The sequence below is a fragment of the Lysinibacillus sp. FSL M8-0134 genome (assembly GCF_038069745.1).
Classification (GTDB): domain Bacteria; phylum Bacillota; class Bacilli; order Bacillales_A; family Planococcaceae; genus Lysinibacillus; species Lysinibacillus irui.
On sequence record NZ_JBBPAJ010000001.1, the window covers coordinates 1 to 15,391 of the forward strand.

General features: G+C 36.1%; 17 protein-coding genes. 16 read left to right on the forward strand and 1 reads right to left on the reverse strand.

What is annotated here, in order from left to right; genetic code table 11:
• Positions 1–200 precede the first annotated feature (200 nt).
• The 11 genes from MKY49_RS00005 (at position 201) to rsmI (ending at position 8,330) form a co-directional block, all read left to right on the forward strand.
• A complete protein-coding gene (locus MKY49_RS00005) occupies positions 201–638 on the forward strand; it encodes an SRPBCC family protein (RefSeq protein ID WP_274795141.1) in 438 nt (145 codons plus the stop codon).
• Positions 639–906: 268 nt separating this feature from the next.
• Positions 907–2,331 (forward strand): aminotransferase class I/II-fold pyridoxal phosphate-dependent enzyme, encoded by a 1,425-nt coding sequence (locus tag MKY49_RS00010; RefSeq protein WP_445928398.1) that lies wholly within the window; start codon positions 907–909, stop codon positions 2,329–2,331.
• Between the two features lie 17 nt (positions 2,332–2,348).
• A complete protein-coding gene (tmk, locus tag MKY49_RS00015) occupies positions 2,349–2,978 on the forward strand; it encodes a dTMP kinase (RefSeq protein WP_274795142.1) in 630 nt (209 codons plus the stop codon).
• 158 nt (positions 2,979–3,136) lie between these two features.
• Positions 3,137–3,466, forward strand: a complete 330-nt coding sequence (locus tag MKY49_RS00020) for a cyclic-di-AMP receptor (RefSeq protein WP_155594094.1) — start codon at positions 3,137–3,139, stop codon at positions 3,464–3,466.
• Positions 3,467–3,607: 141 nt separating this feature from the next.
• Entirely contained in the window at positions 3,608–4,048 is a 441-nt protein-coding gene (locus MKY49_RS00025) for a YaaR family protein (RefSeq protein ID WP_274795143.1), read from the forward strand.
• 156 nt (positions 4,049–4,204) lie between these two features.
• Positions 4,205–5,209, forward strand: coding sequence for a DNA polymerase III subunit delta' (holB, locus tag MKY49_RS00030; RefSeq protein WP_274795144.1), 1,005 nt, complete (start codon positions 4,205–4,207; stop codon positions 5,207–5,209).
• Positions 5,202–6,017 (forward strand): PSP1 domain-containing protein, encoded by an 816-nt coding sequence (locus MKY49_RS00035; RefSeq protein WP_274795145.1) that lies wholly within the window; start codon positions 5,202–5,204, stop codon positions 6,015–6,017. Before holB ends, MKY49_RS00035 begins: the two co-directional genes overlap by 8 nt.
• Positions 6,018–6,044: 27 nt before the next feature.
• Positions 6,045–6,401, forward strand: coding sequence for a DNA replication initiation control protein YabA (gene yabA / locus MKY49_RS00040; protein WP_274795146.1), 357 nt, complete (start codon positions 6,045–6,047; stop codon positions 6,399–6,401).
• A 63-nt stretch (positions 6,402–6,464) separates the two neighbouring features.
• Positions 6,465–7,214: a tRNA1(Val) (adenine(37)-N6)-methyltransferase gene (locus tag MKY49_RS00045; RefSeq protein WP_322605669.1), complete on the forward strand. Its 750-nt coding sequence runs from the start codon at positions 6,465–6,467 to the stop codon at positions 7,212–7,214.
• Positions 7,198–7,461 carry a GIY-YIG nuclease family protein gene (locus MKY49_RS00050; RefSeq protein ID WP_274795148.1) on the forward strand — a complete coding sequence of 88 codons (264 nt, stop codon included), beginning with the start codon at positions 7,198–7,200 and terminating at the stop codon, positions 7,459–7,461. The genes MKY49_RS00045 and MKY49_RS00050 overlap by 17 nt, the downstream gene beginning before the upstream one ends.
• On the forward strand, positions 7,458–8,330 hold the full coding sequence (rsmI, locus tag MKY49_RS00055) for a 16S rRNA (cytidine(1402)-2'-O)-methyltransferase (protein WP_274795149.1): 873 nt from the start codon (positions 7,458–7,460) through the stop codon (positions 8,328–8,330). The genes MKY49_RS00050 and rsmI overlap by 4 nt, the downstream gene beginning before the upstream one ends.
• Before the next feature lie 226 nt (positions 8,331–8,556).
• On the opposite strand, the gene MKY49_RS00060 is transcribed toward rsmI, so the two are convergent.
• Positions 8,557–8,835, reverse strand: coding sequence for an AbrB/MazE/SpoVT family DNA-binding domain-containing protein (locus MKY49_RS00060; protein ID WP_274795150.1), 279 nt, complete (start codon positions 8,833–8,835; stop codon positions 8,557–8,559).
• A 334-nt stretch (positions 8,836–9,169) separates the two neighbouring features.
• On the opposite strand from MKY49_RS00060, the gene metG reads away from it, so the two are divergent.
• From metG to rsmA, 5 genes are all read left to right on the forward strand, one after another.
• Positions 9,170–11,161, forward strand: a complete 1,992-nt coding sequence (metG, locus tag MKY49_RS00065; RefSeq protein ID WP_431811635.1) for a methionine--tRNA ligase — start codon at positions 9,170–9,172, stop codon at positions 11,159–11,161.
• Positions 11,162–11,414: 253 nt separating this feature from the next.
• Positions 11,415–12,185 carry a TatD family hydrolase gene (locus MKY49_RS00070; RefSeq protein ID WP_341385368.1) on the forward strand — a complete coding sequence of 257 codons (771 nt, stop codon included), beginning with the start codon at positions 11,415–11,417 and terminating at the stop codon, positions 12,183–12,185.
• Positions 12,186–12,320: 135 nt separating this feature from the next.
• Positions 12,321–13,532 (forward strand): G5 and 3D domain-containing protein, encoded by a 1,212-nt coding sequence (locus MKY49_RS00075; protein WP_274795153.1) that lies wholly within the window; start codon positions 12,321–12,323, stop codon positions 13,530–13,532.
• Positions 13,533–13,942: 410 nt separating this feature from the next.
• Positions 13,943–14,509 carry a ribonuclease M5 gene (rnmV, locus tag MKY49_RS00080; protein WP_274795154.1) on the forward strand — a complete coding sequence of 189 codons (567 nt, stop codon included), beginning with the start codon at positions 13,943–13,945 and terminating at the stop codon, positions 14,507–14,509.
• Positions 14,502–15,383, forward strand: coding sequence for a 16S rRNA (adenine(1518)-N(6)/adenine(1519)-N(6))-dimethyltransferase RsmA (rsmA, locus tag MKY49_RS00085; RefSeq protein ID WP_274795155.1), 882 nt, complete (start codon positions 14,502–14,504; stop codon positions 15,381–15,383). The genes rnmV and rsmA overlap by 8 nt, the downstream gene beginning before the upstream one ends.
• Positions 15,384–15,391 lie beyond the last annotated feature (8 nt).

Sequence of the window (15,391 nt, forward strand, 5' to 3'; positions counted from 1 at the left end):
AAAAAGAAACCGCTGAGAAATCAGTGGTTTTTTTATATTGAGCTTGAGGTTGCCGATTTCCTATTGTTGATTTGACAAGGATATTTTTCAAGTAAGGGTCAAATAACTGTTACATAAAAAACCTGGTGAAATTGCTTTTTAAACCCATAAAATGCTAAAGTTTAATGGAGTGATTAAAATTCACAAAGGGGTGCAGTGTAATGGCAACAGGGCAATATAGAAAGGATATTGAGGTAGAGAAAGAAAAATTAGAGAGTTTTATTCTAAATAAGGAACGTTGGGCTGTTTTAATACCAGGTTACTTACATCACGAATTACTAAATAAAAATGATATGATTTGGGTCTTCCAAGGTGATTTTGGCGTTATTCAAAAAGCTGTTAAAGTGAAACTTACTCAGACAAAATCAGAGGTTCATCAAGTACTTTTTGATTTAGAGGGGTTATCTGATCCGATTAATGGTGACGGTTCCTTTGAAATAAAACAAAATCCAGATGGATCATTTCTATTAATTGGAAGCTTATCAATGAAGGCTAGCGGTTTTCTAGCAGCGATAATGAATCCCATACTAGATAATTTTGTACCTCGACTCGTAGAACAATTAGTGGAAGAAATGGCGTTTACCGTGGCAAAGGAATAGCTTATGATTTTGATTTAAGAAGAGAACCGATTATTGAAGGTAATGACAATAATCGGTTTTTATATGGAATCAGTACATATTTTTGTTGATTAGAGTAAAGGTTCAACTGCAATAACAATGCAGCGACATTGAGGATAATAAGACATTTTGTTGAAATTTCTATAGGTAACAAATAAATATGGAATGCCTTGTCGAGGGATTGCTTTTTTATCGTGGTATAATCCCGTATAATTAAATGAGAATCTTAACGAAAATGGGTGTGTTTGTTTTGGATAAGAAAAAGCCAATTATAGAGGGATTAGAACGTTTTCGAAAACAACAAAATATTTCCTTTCACGTCCCAGGCCATAAGCATGGCGAGCTGTCCCACCTCCCTCAAGCATTTAAGGATGTTATGCGGTATGATGTAACTGAATTAACGGATCTGGATGATTTACATTATCCAGAGGGAATGATATTAGAAGCAGAAAATTTATTAGCAGATACATATGGAGCCAAAAAAAGCTTTTTTCTAGTAGGTGGCTCTACTGTTGGAAATTTAGCAATGATTTATGCCACTTGTCATAAGGGTGATACTATTATTGTTCAGCGAAATGCACATAAATCTATATTTCATGCCATTGAACTTGTTGGAGCAAAGCCTATATTTGTGTCACCAATATGGGATGACCGGACGTTAACGGCAACACATGTAACTTTTCATGATCTCAAAGAAGCAATAGATAATTATTCAGAAGCGAAAGCAGTAGTTTTAACATATCCTACTTATTATGGGGTCACTTCTAATGAAATACAGCAACAAATTGTTTATTGTCACGAGAAGAGAATCCCTGTATTAGTGGATGAAGCACATGGCGCTCATTTTAGTGCGTGTCATCTATTTCAACCATCTGCTTTGTCGTTTGGGGCAGATGTTGTTGTACAATCAGCGCATAAAACACTACCAGCTATGACAATGGCATCCTTTATGCATGTAAAGTCAGAATTGATAGATGCCGATAAAATACATCACTATTTACGTATGTTACAATCTAGCAGCCCATCTTATGTGCTATTGGCTTCATTAGATGATGCTCGCTACTATGTACAGACATATATGGAGAGTGATGGGGCATATATAATAGAAAAAAAGAAACAATGGGTTGAGGCTTTAAGGTCGATTGGTTCATTGGAAGTAATTGAGGTAGATGATCCATTAAAACTATTGTTACGTGTCGATGGTTATAGTGGTTTTCAGCTACAAGAAGCATTAGAGGCACAACATGTCTATGGGGAGCTAGCTGATGCGAATCAGGTCTTACTTATGTTACCTTTGCTGAAGCAAGGACATACCTACCCGTTTGCTGAAATAAGAGTCCGTATAAAAGAAGCAATAACAACGCTATTAGGCACAGCTAAAATAAATAGCAAAACAGTTTCTCAAACTGCCTATCATTTTGTACCAATTACAGAGCCTACCTTTACCTTTAGTGAGATTGCATCATTAGAAAAAGAATGGTTACCATATATGCGTACAATAGGTCGAATATCTACGAATATGATTATTCCGTATCCACCTGGTATACCGTTACTTGTTCCTGGAGAAAAAATAACAGTGGCAAAGCTAAGTCAATTGGAAGAATTACTAGCTGCAGGTGCAACATTCCAAGGAAATCATCGTTTAGCAGAAAAAATGATTCAGGTCATTAAATAGTGGAGGCAAATAACAACATGAATAGCAATTTATTTATTACATTCGAAGGTCCAGAGGGGGCAGGAAAAACAACAGTCATTCAAATGATTGCAAAGCGACTTACTGAAAAGAATATTGATGTTCTAGCAACGAGAGAACCAGGTGGTATCGAGATTGCGGAGAAAATAAGAACGATTATTTTAAATCCTGAACATACGGCAATGGACGAACGGACAGAAGCCTTATTATATGCTGCTGCAAGAAGTCAGCATTACTTTGAAAAGGTACGACCTGCTTTAGATGCTGGGAAGTTAGTCATATGTGATCGTTTTATTGATTCATCTTTAGCTTATCAGGGTTTTGCAAGAGGAATAGGTGTCGATGAAGTTCTATCTATTAATGAATTTGCTATCGGTAAAAAATTACCTGACTTGACCATTTTATTTGATCTTGCTCCAGAGGTAGGCTTAGCTCGTATTTATGCAACGGACAATCGGGAAGTAAATCGTTTAGATGTTGAAAGTTTGCCATTTCATCAGAAGGTACGTGAAGGATATTTACAATTAGTAGAACGATATCCAGAACGTATCCATGTAGTGAATGCAGACCAAGATATTGAAAGTGTTGTTGAAGATGTATGGTTATTATTATTGAAAGCAATGCAGTAAAAGCATGAAGTTGTCTACAACATTGTGATATAATGATACTATCCATTCATTTATCTTCATACGGATATCTATAGTGGATTATAAATGTTTATAAATGCTGATGCTTAGGAATAGTATTAAACCTAACTAGGTTAATTTTATAAAAGGGGTGAGTGCGAATGAAGTTAGTCGTAGCTGTAGTGCAAGATCAGGATAGCAACCGCTTATCAAATGCTTTAACGAAAAATCAGTTTCGCGCAACTAAATTAGCGAGCACAGGAGGATTTTTACGTTCAGGAAATACGACGTTTCTGATAGGAACTGAAGACTCTCTCATACCCAAACTTTTAGATATTATTCGGGATAATTGTCGAGCACGAGAGCAAATGGTTGCACCCGTTTCTCCATTAGGAGGAAATGCTGATTCCTATATACCTTATCCTGTGGAGGTAGAGGTAGGGGGAGCTACTGTGTTTGTTTTACCAATTGAACAATTCCATCATTTTTAAAATTAGCCTCCTATGTTAAACCACCAGAGGTCATTTAATTAAAGTAGGATAAATATGAAACTAAATAGAAAAGCTTCATATTTATCCTCATGCAATCACGCCAAGGAGAAATAGATAAAGATTAGTGGGGGCGAAACCACCTTGAAGATTAATCAAGATATACGTGTCGGGTTAAATACAAATCGCAAAGAGCCACTACAAAATAATAATCAAAATAACCGATTTGGGGATATGGTCGTCAAGCAAGGGAACAAGTTGCAAACAGAACAACTAACACGTTTGTTAGGAGATATATCGAGTGCAGGAGATCGCGTTGCAAGATCACGTAATTTACGAGAACTTGCTAGATTTAAAATGCTTGTGAAACGATTTCTACAAGAGACAGTAGAACATGGTATGGATTTAAAACAATCACATACATGGAATCGTTTTGGTGAAGGAAGACGCCTTAAAATTATTGAAACTATTGATACGCGTCTCGTTGAACTTGCCCAAGATATTTTAGATGAAGAAAAGGAAGCAATTGACCTCCTCGATAAAATCGGTGAGATTAAAGGCTTACTAATTAATTTATATATGTAAAACCCGTGTCTCGATCTTATTAGGCGCGGGCTTTTTTTCAAATTTGATTTTGGCAAATTGTCAATAACATAGGGACTACAGTAACGTTCCTTTACAGCAAGCAAGGATTGGAAACAATCACACTTTTGTTGTATATATAGGAAGGAAATTAAATTTATGGCCAAGAATGTTGAAGAGCTATTCACGCTACAACCAGTCGTAATGAAGCAACTTCAAACGATTTTTGACAAAAATAGATTAGCACATGCATATATTTTTGAAGGCGAAAAAGGGACAGGCAAGGCTGATATTATGCACTTTTTTGTCAAATTAATGCTATGTGAGCAACCTAGTGAAAATGTTCCATGTGAAACATGTCGAAATTGCAGACGTGTTGATTCAGGAAATCACCCAAATATTCATCATATTTATCCAGATGGTCAATTTATAAAAATTGATCAAATGCGAGAACTCATTGGAGAAATGAAAATGATGGGCGTAGAAGAAGGACGTAAAATCTATGTGCTTCATCATGCAGACCGTCTAAATATAGCTTCAGCAAATATGATACTTAAATTTTTAGAAGAGCCGGATGGAGAGGTAACTGCAATTTTATTAACAGAGCAAATGCAGTCAATTCTCCCAACAATCCGTTCTCGTTGCCAACATATTAAATTCCAAAAAATGCCGCGACATGTTTTACTCAAACATTTACAAGAAAATAATGTTTCGCATTCGATGGCTTCAACAGTAAGCATGATGACAAACGAGCTCGAAATGGCCATATTTTTGGCAAATGATGAGCAGTTTGCACTTGCTCGAAAAACAGTGTTAAAATTAGTAGATGCCATTCAACAAAATGTACATGAAGCGATGCTCGTTGTACATGAAGATTGGTTACCGAACTTTAAAGAAAAAGGCGAGATGGAGCAAGCATTGGATTTACTACTATTTGCTTACCGTGATATAGTGTCAATAAAAGCTAATCCCGAAGCAGCTTGTACTTATCCAGACATGTTACCACTATTTAAAGAAGTTGCGTTATATTCCACTTATGACCGATTATCAAGTCAGCTGGAATCTATTTTGCAAGCACGCGCCTCTTTACAACGTAACATGAATAGGACGTTATTGATGGAGCAGTTAATGCTAAATCTGCAGGAGGGATATACATTTGTATAATGTAGTAGGAGTCCGCTTTAAGAAGGCGGGTAAAATATATTATTTTGATCCGGCATCATTTCTACTAGAAAATAATCAATATGTTATTGTAGAGACAGCACGCGGTGTAGAATATGGAAAAGTAGTTGTCCCTCAAAAAGTGGTAGGTGATAATGATGTTGTATTACCACTCAAACAAGTACTTAGACCAGCCGATGATCGTGATCGTATTCAAGTTGAGGAAAATGCAGCAGAATCGAAACGTGCATTTGATCTCGCTAGTACTAAAATTATAGAGCATAATCTAGAAATGAAGCTTGTAGATGTTGAATATACATTTGATCGTAATAAAATTATTTTTTATTTTACAGCTGAAGGACGAGTTGACTTTAGGGATCTTGTAAAAGATTTAGCTTCGGTTTTTAGAACACGTATCGAACTTCGCCAAATCGGTGTGCGTGATGAAGCAAAATTATTAGGTGGCATTGGCCCGTGTGGAAGAATGCTTTGTTGTTCCACATTTTTAGGTGATTTTGAGCCAGTTTCTATTAAAATGGCTAAAGATCAAAACCTATCATTAAATCCTTCGAAAATATCAGGTCTTTGTGGACGTTTAATGTGTTGCTTAAAGTATGAAAATGATGAATATGAAGAAGCAAAAGAGGGCATGCCAGATATTGGTGAGGTAACGATGACACCAGATGGCCGCGGTAAAGTTGTAGGGTTAAATGTGCTAGAAAGACTGATACAAGTATATTTACAAGAGCAGGAACGCACAGTTGAGTATACACTAGAAGAACTACTAGCATGCGAAAAAAATCTTATTTAAGATAGAGAATTTAACGAGGTGGCTTGGGTGAAGGACCGTAATTTCTTAGATACCGTTATGGAGTTCGAACAACAGCTCGAAGCAATGCAGGAGCAATTCGGTGCATTGAAACAATTTGTAGCGTTAATGATGGAAGAGCATAAAGCGCTTGAGACAGAAAATCATCATCTTCGTACACGTCTAGAAGAACTACTTTCTAATACAAACTCCGTACAAGCTGCTGAAGTAAAGAAAGAGAGTCCGTTAGATATAGGTGAAGGTTATGATAATCTTGCTCGCTTATATCAGGAAGGCTTCCATGTTTGTCATGTTCATTTTGGAAGTTCACGTAAAGGTGAAGATTGTCTGTTTTGTCTATCATTTTTAAATAAACAAAATGCGTAATAGAAGGCTGATTCCCACTAAGGTGGTATCAGTCTTTTGTTTTGTAGAGTAGGAGGAATAAGCATGGAAAACTGGCTAAAGGATGATGAACGATTAGATTATTTGTTGGCTGAGAATTTGCGTATTATTCAAAGCCCCTCCGTCTTTTCGTTTTCATTAGATGCAGTATTGCTTTCAAAGTTTGTTAATATTCCCTACCATAAGGGGAATATTGTTGATTTATGTTCAGGGAATGGTGTAATCCCTCTCTTTTTAAGTGCACGTACAAAGGGACAAATAAAGGGAGTAGAAATTCAGCCACGTTTATTTGATATGGCAGAGAGAAGTATCCGTTATAATCAATTAGAACATCAAATTCAAATGATTCTTGGCGATGTAAAAGAAATACCGAAACAATTAGGCATTGAAAAGTATGATGTTGTTACCTGCAATCCACCTTATTTTTTGGCTCATGAGGCAAGTGATAAAAATCTCAGTGAACATCATGCCATTGCAAGACATGAACTATATTTAACATTAGAAGAAGCTATTCAATCAGCCAGTAAGTTATTAAAGCAAGGTGGCAAAGCTGCATTTGTGCATCGTCCAGGTCGATTATTAGATATTGTTACAGCGATGCGAGCAAATCGCTTAGAGCCTAAAAGGATGCAACTCATTTATCCGAAAGAAGGTAAAGAAGCCAATACATTACTAATAGAAGGAATAAAAGATGGGAAGCCAGATTTAAAAATCTTGCCACCTTTGTATGTCTATGATGCCAATAATGAATATACAGAAGAAGTGAGAGAGATCCTTTATGGAAAAGAGCAATAATCACTACTTTTACGTACTAGAGTGTGCGGATCAAACACTTTATGCTGGGTATACAAATAATATAGAAAAACGTGTTGCTATACATAACGCTGGTAAAGGGGCAAAATATACAAGAGCTAGAGGTCCAGTGAAATGTATTTATAATGAAATGTTTGAGACAAAGCAAGAAGCTATGCGTGCTGAATATGCATTTAAGCAATTAACAAGAACACAGAAAATAAATTATATAAGGAGGGGTGAATCGTGAAATCTCAAAAAAGTACAATACACGATTTGACAGGCTGTTTATATCTGGTAGGAACACCTATTGGGAATTTAGAGGATATGAGTGTACGTGCATTGCGCATTTTAAAAGAGGCCGATATTATAGCAGCAGAAGATACAAGAAATACAAAGAAGCTATGTAATTACTTCGATATTGAAACCCCATTAATCAGCTACCATGAACATAATTTAGCAGTAGGTGGAGAAAAATTATTAACTTTACTACATGAAGGGAAAACAATTGCCTTAGTAAGTGATGCAGGCTTACCTTGTATTTCTGATCCGGGAGCGGATATAGTCGAAAAAGCAATTGCTGAAAACTTTCCTGTTGTGCCTGTACCAGGTCCGAATGCAGCGATATCAGCATTAATTGCTTCTGGATTGACGCCACAGCCATTTTTCTTTTATGGCTTTTTGAATCGTGGAAAAAAAGAACGTCGGCAGCAATTAGAGCAACTAAAAAAACGTCAAGAAACTATTTTATTATATGAGGCACCACATCGCTTAAAGGATACATTAAAAGATATGGAGGCTATACTCGGTAACCGTCGCATTGTCTTAGCCCGAGAGCTAACTAAGAAATTTGAAGAATTTTTACGTGGTACATTGGTTGAAGCTGTAGAATGGTCACAGACAGAGGAAATACGAGGAGAGTTTTGTATAGTCCTTGAAGGTAATAGCTCTGTCGAAGAGGAAAATGAAGAAGAAGCCTATTGGCAAACGATGTCGGTTGTGGAACATGTAGATTACATTATTAATCAATCGAATGTTACATCAAAAGAGGCAATTAAGGAAGTAGCCAAGCTAAGACAAGTCGCGAAGAGAGATATTTATAATGAATATCATAGTTAATAATAGTAAAGGGTTACCTTATTAGGTAGCTCTTTATTTTAATTTGAAGCTTCTTGCTACAAAGCGTCGACATAACTAATTTTAAATTGATAAGAATTGTAAATAATAGTAACCTTGAGTAGAAAGGTCTGACATGGACATTATAAGGGGTATAGAAATTGGGTATATTAATTTGTATACAAATAGAAACACCTAAATCACTGAGTTGATTTAGGTGAGTAAGAAGTTATTTTTTTAAGTTAGCTTGGATTTCTTTTACTAACATTTCAGCGCCTTCTGGACTTAAAATTAATTTGCCTCCAACTAGACGGAAGTTATCATCTGAAACTTCACCAGTAACGGCACATGTCATATTAGGCATATATTTTTTTAAGATGATTTTATCATCATCGACATAGATTTCTAAAGCGTCCTTTTCAGCAATACCTAGCGTACGACGTAACTCGATAGGAATTACTACACGACCTAACTCATCGACTTTACGAACAATCCCTGTTGATTTCATAATAGATTTCCTCCTAATTTATAAAAGTTATATTTGTATTTCGTCAAATTTCGACATTATTTCCTTGTCTGATAGTTATCATACCAAGTAATGCCATAAACGTCAATTAATTAATACACTAATATTATGGTTTTAGAAAAATTTTTTTGAGAAGAATGCAGATATTTTAATTATTTTAAAAGGTTTTTAATAAATATTTTTTATAATAGTAAAAAAGGTTCTTATTTAAGTCATTTAATGGATTGAATATATTATTCGACAATTTTCGCATGTAATAAACTTTCATTGAAACGAATTTCGTACTTCGTTAGAATAGAGAGTATATTGTAGAACAATGGAGGCAGTTCTTGTGAGTGAACAACAAAAAACATTCTATATAACAACACCCATTTACTATCCAAGTGGGAAATTTCATATTGGTACGGCATATACAACAGTTGCATCTGATACTATTGCACGCTATAAACGTTTACGTGGCTATGATGTTCGTTTTTTAACAGGTATGGACGAGCATGGACAAAAAATACAGGAAAAAGCAGCAGAGGCAGGTAAGCACCCTCAAGATTATGTAAATGAAATCGCAGATGCTGCTAAAAAGCTATGGGCTTTAATGGATATTTCTTACGATGACTTTATTCAAACAACGCAAGAACGACATACTAAAGCTGTCGAAAAGATCTTCCAGAAGTTTTTAGATAATGGAGATATTTATAAAGGCGAATATGAGGGCTGGTATTGTACACCGTGTGAATCATTCTTTACAGAGACTCAATTAGTTGATGGAAATTGTCCAGACTGTGGTCGACCAGTGCACAAAGTAAAAGAAGAATCGTATTTCTTTAATATGAAGAAATATGCCGATCGTTTATTAGCTTATTATGAAGAAAATCTAGAATTCATTGAGCCCGAATCACGGAAAAATGAAATGATTAACAACTTTATTAAACCAGGACTTGAAGATTTATCTGTATCAAGAACTTCCTTCGATTGGGGAATTAAAGTACCTGGGGATCCAAAGCATGTCATTTATGTGTGGGTGGATGCATTAACGAATTATATTACATCTCTAGGATATCTTTCAGATGATGAGACATTGTTCAACAAATATTGGCCAGCAGATGTACATGTAGTAGGAAAAGATATTGTTCGCTTCCATACTATTTATTGGCCCATTTTCTTAATGGCATTAGATTTGCCATTACCAAAAAAGGTATTTGCCCATGGTTTTATTATGATGAAAGACGGTAAAATGTCTAAATCAAAAGGAAATGTCATTTATCCAGAAATGCTAATCGAGCGTTATGGCCTAGATGCGACACGTTATTTCCTTTTACGTGAATTGCCATTTGGCTCTGACGGGGTATTTTCTCCAGAATCATTTATCGAACGTACAAACTTTGATTTAGCAAATGATTTAGGTAATTTATTAAATCGAACTATTTCCATGATTAATAAATATTTTGATGGCATTATTCCTACAGAAAATCTTCAACAAACAGAATTTGATGCAGGTTTAAAAGAACAAGCTGAGTCAGTTCGTATTAAATATGAAGAAAGTATGGAAAAAATGCAATTTAGTGTCGTACTTGCTGATCTATGGACACTAGTTTCACGTACTAATAAATATATAGATGAAACCCAGCCTTGGGTGTTAGCAAAAGAAGAAGCGGATAAGCCAAAACTAGGTGCTGTTATGCGAAATTTGGCAGAAAGCTTACACCAAATAGCTGTCATGTTACAACCATTTATGACAACAACACCAAAACGTATGATCGATCAGTTAGGTTTAGATGACAAATTCTTAGCATGGGATACAATTGAAACATTCGGCAATACTATTCCAGCAAACATTAAAGTGGTAGAAAAAGGGATACCTATTTTCCCACGCTTGGAAAATGAAGTTGAAATTGCTTATATTCGTGAGGAAATGCGTGGTTCTGTGAAAACACCACAAGAAGAAGAAACTAATAAGGTTGCCAAGTCTAACGAACATCCAGATATTCCTGAAATTACTATTGATGATTTTATGAAAATTGATTTGCGAGTGGCAACTGTAACTGCATGTGAAACCGTCCCAAAAGCTGATAAATTATTAAAGCTTCAAGTTGATCTAGGATACGAGCAACGCCAAGTTGTTTCAGGTATTGCGAAATTCTATAATCCCGATGAATTAATTGGTCAAAAGGTGATTGTCGTTGCGAATTTAAAACCAGTTAAATTACGTGGAGAGTTGTCACAAGGTATGATTTTAGCTGGTGAAAAAGATGGAATTTTAAAATTAGCATCAGTTGATCCGAAACTTGAAAATGGTGCAAAGGTAAAGTAAAAAAACTATGAAAGGCCTGCTGAATAGAAAATATTCGGCAGGCTTTTCAAATCTGGTTGTAAAAAGGACTATTTATTATTCTGAAATAGTTTGTGCGTTGTGAAATAAAGGGATTTTTAGGTATTTTGTATTATAAGTAGAGTTGTCGATTAAGTGTAATGTCACATTACCAAATAGTTTGTAACAAATTTGTAATGCTTACGAAAAATATGAAATAATAAATTTTAATAAAATCGATGTTAGGAGAATGAAGATGTTTATAGATAGCCATGTACATTTAAACGCAGATCAGTATGATGAAGACCTTCAGGCGGTAATAGATAGAGCCCTTGAAGCTAAAGTAGAGAAAATGGTTGTAATTGGTTTTGACCGTAAAACCATTGAAAGAACTATGCAATTGATAGAGCAATATGATTTTGTTTACGGTGTTATTGGCTGGCATCCAGTAGATGCCATTGATTGTACGCAAGAAGATTTGGAATGGATTGAAAAGTTAGCATCACATCCAAAAATAGTTGGCATTGGTGAAACTGGGTTGGACTACTATTGGGATAAATCCCCAAAAGACGTTCAACAAGCACTTTTCCGCAAACAGATTCATTTAGCACAAAAGATCGGTTTGCCAATTATTATTCATAACAGGGATGCAACAGGAGATGTTGTAAGAATATTACGCGAAGAAAACGCAGCATCAGTAGGAGGTGTTATGCACTGCTTTAGTGGGAGTGTAGAAACAGCGCGTGAATGTATAGCTATGAATTTTATGATTAGTCTTGGTGGACCAGTAACATTCAAAAATGCACGTCTGCCAAAGGAAGTGGCTACAGAAATACCTCTAGAGCACTTGATGATCGAAACAGATGCCCCTTACTTGGCGCCACATCCACATCGAGGTAAGCGCAATGAACCAGCATTTGTACCCTTAGTTGCGGAGGAAATTGCGCGTTTAAAAGGGTTGACAATTGAGGAAATTGGACAAGCAACTACAGACAATGCGAAAAAATTTTTTGGGATTGACAATTAACTAGCTTAGATGCCTCCAATACAGGGTTTATGGTTGGCAAAAACAAAGAAGTCAATTTTCAGAGAAATACTTTCGGGTTGACAGTGCCAAAACTAGTCCGTATAATCCAACCTTGTATTAAGGAGGCGTTTTTTCATGTCAAATAATTCCATGAAAAACTTGTTCTTAGGATCATTGAGGAGTAAGCAAACAGTGATAAGAATTATTTCACTTGTCCTGTTTGTATCTGTAATCTCTTTCGTACTCTACCAAGGTACGAAAAAAGCCGTAACGCTTGAAGCAAACGGAGAAACAATCGAAGTATCAACACATGCCAAAACTGTAGAACAATTATTACAAGATCAAAATATAGATGTAGCAGAGCATGACAAAATATCACCCTCTCTGAACACCAAAATTGTTAATGGATTAGCAATTCAATGGGAACAGGCAAAAGAAGTAACTATTTCAGTTGATGGAAATCAGTCAAAAGTTTGGACAACTGAAACACTTGTGAAAGACATTTTGAAGGAAGCAAATATTAAAGTATCTGAACATGACACTTTAGCACAGGGTCTAGATACTGAACTAGGTGCAGAAAACAAAATCGATATTCAAAAAGCGTTTCAAGTAGCGCTTGTCGATGGCGTAAATAAAAGACAAGTATGGTCCACTTCGACTACGGTCGCTAACTTTTTAAAACAACAAGGAATTCAGTTAAATGAATTCGATCGTGTCGAAAATAACCTGGAGGACGTTATTACTCCGGCGAGTAAAATCACAGTAGTTCGCGTAGAAAAGGTTATCGATGTAGTGGAAGACTCTTTAGATTTCGCAGTTGAAAAGAAGCAGGATGCTTCATTGCAAAAGGGTAAACAAAAGGTAGTGGCAACAGGCGAGAATGGCTCAGTTTCTCGTACGTATGAGATTGTCAAAGAAAATGGTAAGGTTGTAGCGAAAAATTTACAATCTGAAAAAGTTTTAAAAGAGCCGAAAAAGAAAGTCGTTGCAGTTGGCACTAAAACAGTTGTTGCAAGTGCACAAACTGTATCACGTGGTTCAGCAGAGCCAGCTAGCGGCAAAGAATTTTATGTAACGGCAACAGCTTATACACCATATTGTGACGGTTGTTCAGGTACATCAGCAACTGGTATAAACTTACGTTCAAATTCTGGATTAAAGGTAATTGCAGTTGACCCATCTGTTATTAAATTAGGCTCAAAAGTATGGGTTGAAGGCTACGGTACAGCTATTGCTGGGGATACTGGTGGCGCAATTAAGGGTAATAAGATCGATATACTTGTACAAACAGATGCCCAAGCACGTAACTGGGGACGTAAGAAAGTGCGTATTAAAGTATTAAATTAAAAAAATTGTAAAATTAATCAAAATGTTTTTTCACAAATGGAGCTTTCCTGTTTTGACTGGCAGGAAAGCTTTTTAATTTGACTATGAAAATTGATAATGCAAGGAAAAGAGTCAAGTACATAAGATTTTTTGTTCTTGAGGGGCAGGTATAGTAGAAAAAATCACGGGTTTTGCTGCGTATTTGCTGTCTCAATTCAATTAGCTTTAACTGCTATTGGTCAGAAAAATCGGCACAAGCAAGGCAAGGCATTTTGAGCTATTTAGCAAAAGATTTTGTAAGCACTGTATAATGATAAACTCTGTAAGCTGAAATGATATTAGGCTCGTTCCAGCCTTGTATTTCTGTACAAACAGTATCATGCAGTTGTAAAATGGTCAGAAGATAAGGTAGATAGAAAAGAGGAGCCTTTTTGCAAATAAAAGAAATCATAGTTGTTGAAGGAAAAGATGATACGACTGCTATTAAGCGTGCCGTACATGCAGATACTATAGAAACAAATGGGTCTGCTATCTCTGAGGAAACATTGAAGCGAATTCAGCATGCCCAAGAAAAACGTGGTGTTATAGTATTTACGGATCCTGACTATCCAGGACGTCGAATACGTGCCATTATTGAAGAGCATGTTCAAGGTGTGAAACATGCCTTTTTACCAAAAGCCAAAACGATTGCCAAGAACGGTAAAGGGTTAGGGATTGAACATGCTGCTGACGAAGATATAAGAGAAGCTCTACAACATGTTTATACCCCTCAGCATGATGTGCCAAGTGAAGATGATATTACACTAGAAGATTTAATGACAGCACGATTGATTGGGCACCCTCAATCTAAGCAGCGTCGTGATCGTCTAGGAGAAATCTTAAATATTGGAGCAACAAACGGTAAACAGCTTCATAAAAGGTTAAAAATGTTTCAGATTACAGAAAAGCAATTTGGTGCGGCGGTCGCACAGCTAGATCAGGAGGAAAATAATGCATAAGGATATTGCAACACCTATTCGTACTCAAGAAATTTTAAAAAAGTATGGATTTTCATTTAAAAAAAGTTTAGGTCAAAATTTTTTAATTGACCCTAACATTTTAAGAAATATAGTGAGTCATGCAGATTTAACAGAAAACAGTGGTGCAATTGAAGTTGGTCCTGGTATTGGAGCATTAACAGAGCATCTGGCAAGAAGTGCAAAAAAGGTTGTTTCCTTTGAAATTGACCAACGCTTATTACCGGTACTAGAAGATACACTTAGTCCATATAATAATGTGTCTATTATTCATTCTGACATACTTAAGGCTGATGTCGCGAAGGTTATTGCAGATGAAATGCCAGGAATTGAAGATATTATGGTCGTTGCCAATCTACCGTATTATGTCACTACACCAATCTTAATGAAATTGCTCAATGATCGACTGCCAATTCGCGGTTTTGTTGTTATGATGCAAAAAGAGGTAGCTGATCGTATAACGGCTAAGCCAGGAACGAAGGAATATGGTTCATTATCTATTGCGATTCAGTATTATGTGAAGGCCGATATTGCTATGACTGTGCCAAAAACAGTTTTCATGCCACAACCAAATGTAGATTCAGCAGTACTTCGTCTTATCAAGCATGATGAACCACCTGTAAAAGTAATAGATGAGGACTTTTTATTTGTCGTGACTCGTGCTTCATTCGTACAGCGCAGAAAAACAATTTATAATAACCTACAATCAGGGTTGCCAAACGGTAAGGCACATAAGGATTCGATCTTAGAGGCATTAGAGGCAGCTAATATTGAACCAACTCGTCGTGGAGAAACACTTTCTATTCAAGAGTTTGGAAAATTAGCAGATGCACTGTATCCTGTGTTTGCAAAGTAAAAATTTTT

Excerpts from the sequence above, each read along its gene's own strand:
- MKY49_RS00060 (WP_274795150.1), bottom strand. The coding sequence starts at position 8,835 with ATGAAATCAACAGGGATTGTTCGTAAAGTCGATGAGTTAGGTCGTGTA.
- holB (WP_274795144.1), top strand. The coding sequence starts at position 4,205 with ATGGCCAAGAATGTTGAAGAGCTATTCACGCTACAACCAGTCGTAATG.
- rsmA (WP_274795155.1), top strand. The coding sequence starts at position 14,502 with ATGCATAAGGATATTGCAACACCTATTCGTACTCAAGAAATTTTAAAA.
- MKY49_RS00005 (WP_274795141.1), top strand. The coding sequence starts at position 201 with ATGGCAACAGGGCAATATAGAAAGGATATTGAGGTAGAGAAAGAAAAA.
- metG (WP_431811635.1), top strand. The coding sequence starts at position 9,170 with ATGGAGGCAGTTCTTGTGAGTGAACAACAAAAAACATTCTATATAACA.
- MKY49_RS00070 (WP_341385368.1), top strand. The coding sequence starts at position 11,415 with ATGTTTATAGATAGCCATGTACATTTAAACGCAGATCAGTATGATGAA.
- MKY49_RS00075 (WP_274795153.1), top strand. The coding sequence starts at position 12,321 with ATGTCAAATAATTCCATGAAAAACTTGTTCTTAGGATCATTGAGGAGT.
- tmk (WP_274795142.1), top strand. The coding sequence starts at position 2,349 with ATGAATAGCAATTTATTTATTACATTCGAAGGTCCAGAGGGGGCAGGA.
- MKY49_RS00050 (WP_274795148.1), top strand. The coding sequence starts at position 7,198 with ATGGAAAAGAGCAATAATCACTACTTTTACGTACTAGAGTGTGCGGAT.
- MKY49_RS00045 (WP_322605669.1), top strand. The coding sequence starts at position 6,465 with ATGGAAAACTGGCTAAAGGATGATGAACGATTAGATTATTTGTTGGCT.
- MKY49_RS00020 (WP_155594094.1), top strand. The coding sequence starts at position 3,137 with ATGAAGTTAGTCGTAGCTGTAGTGCAAGATCAGGATAGCAACCGCTTA.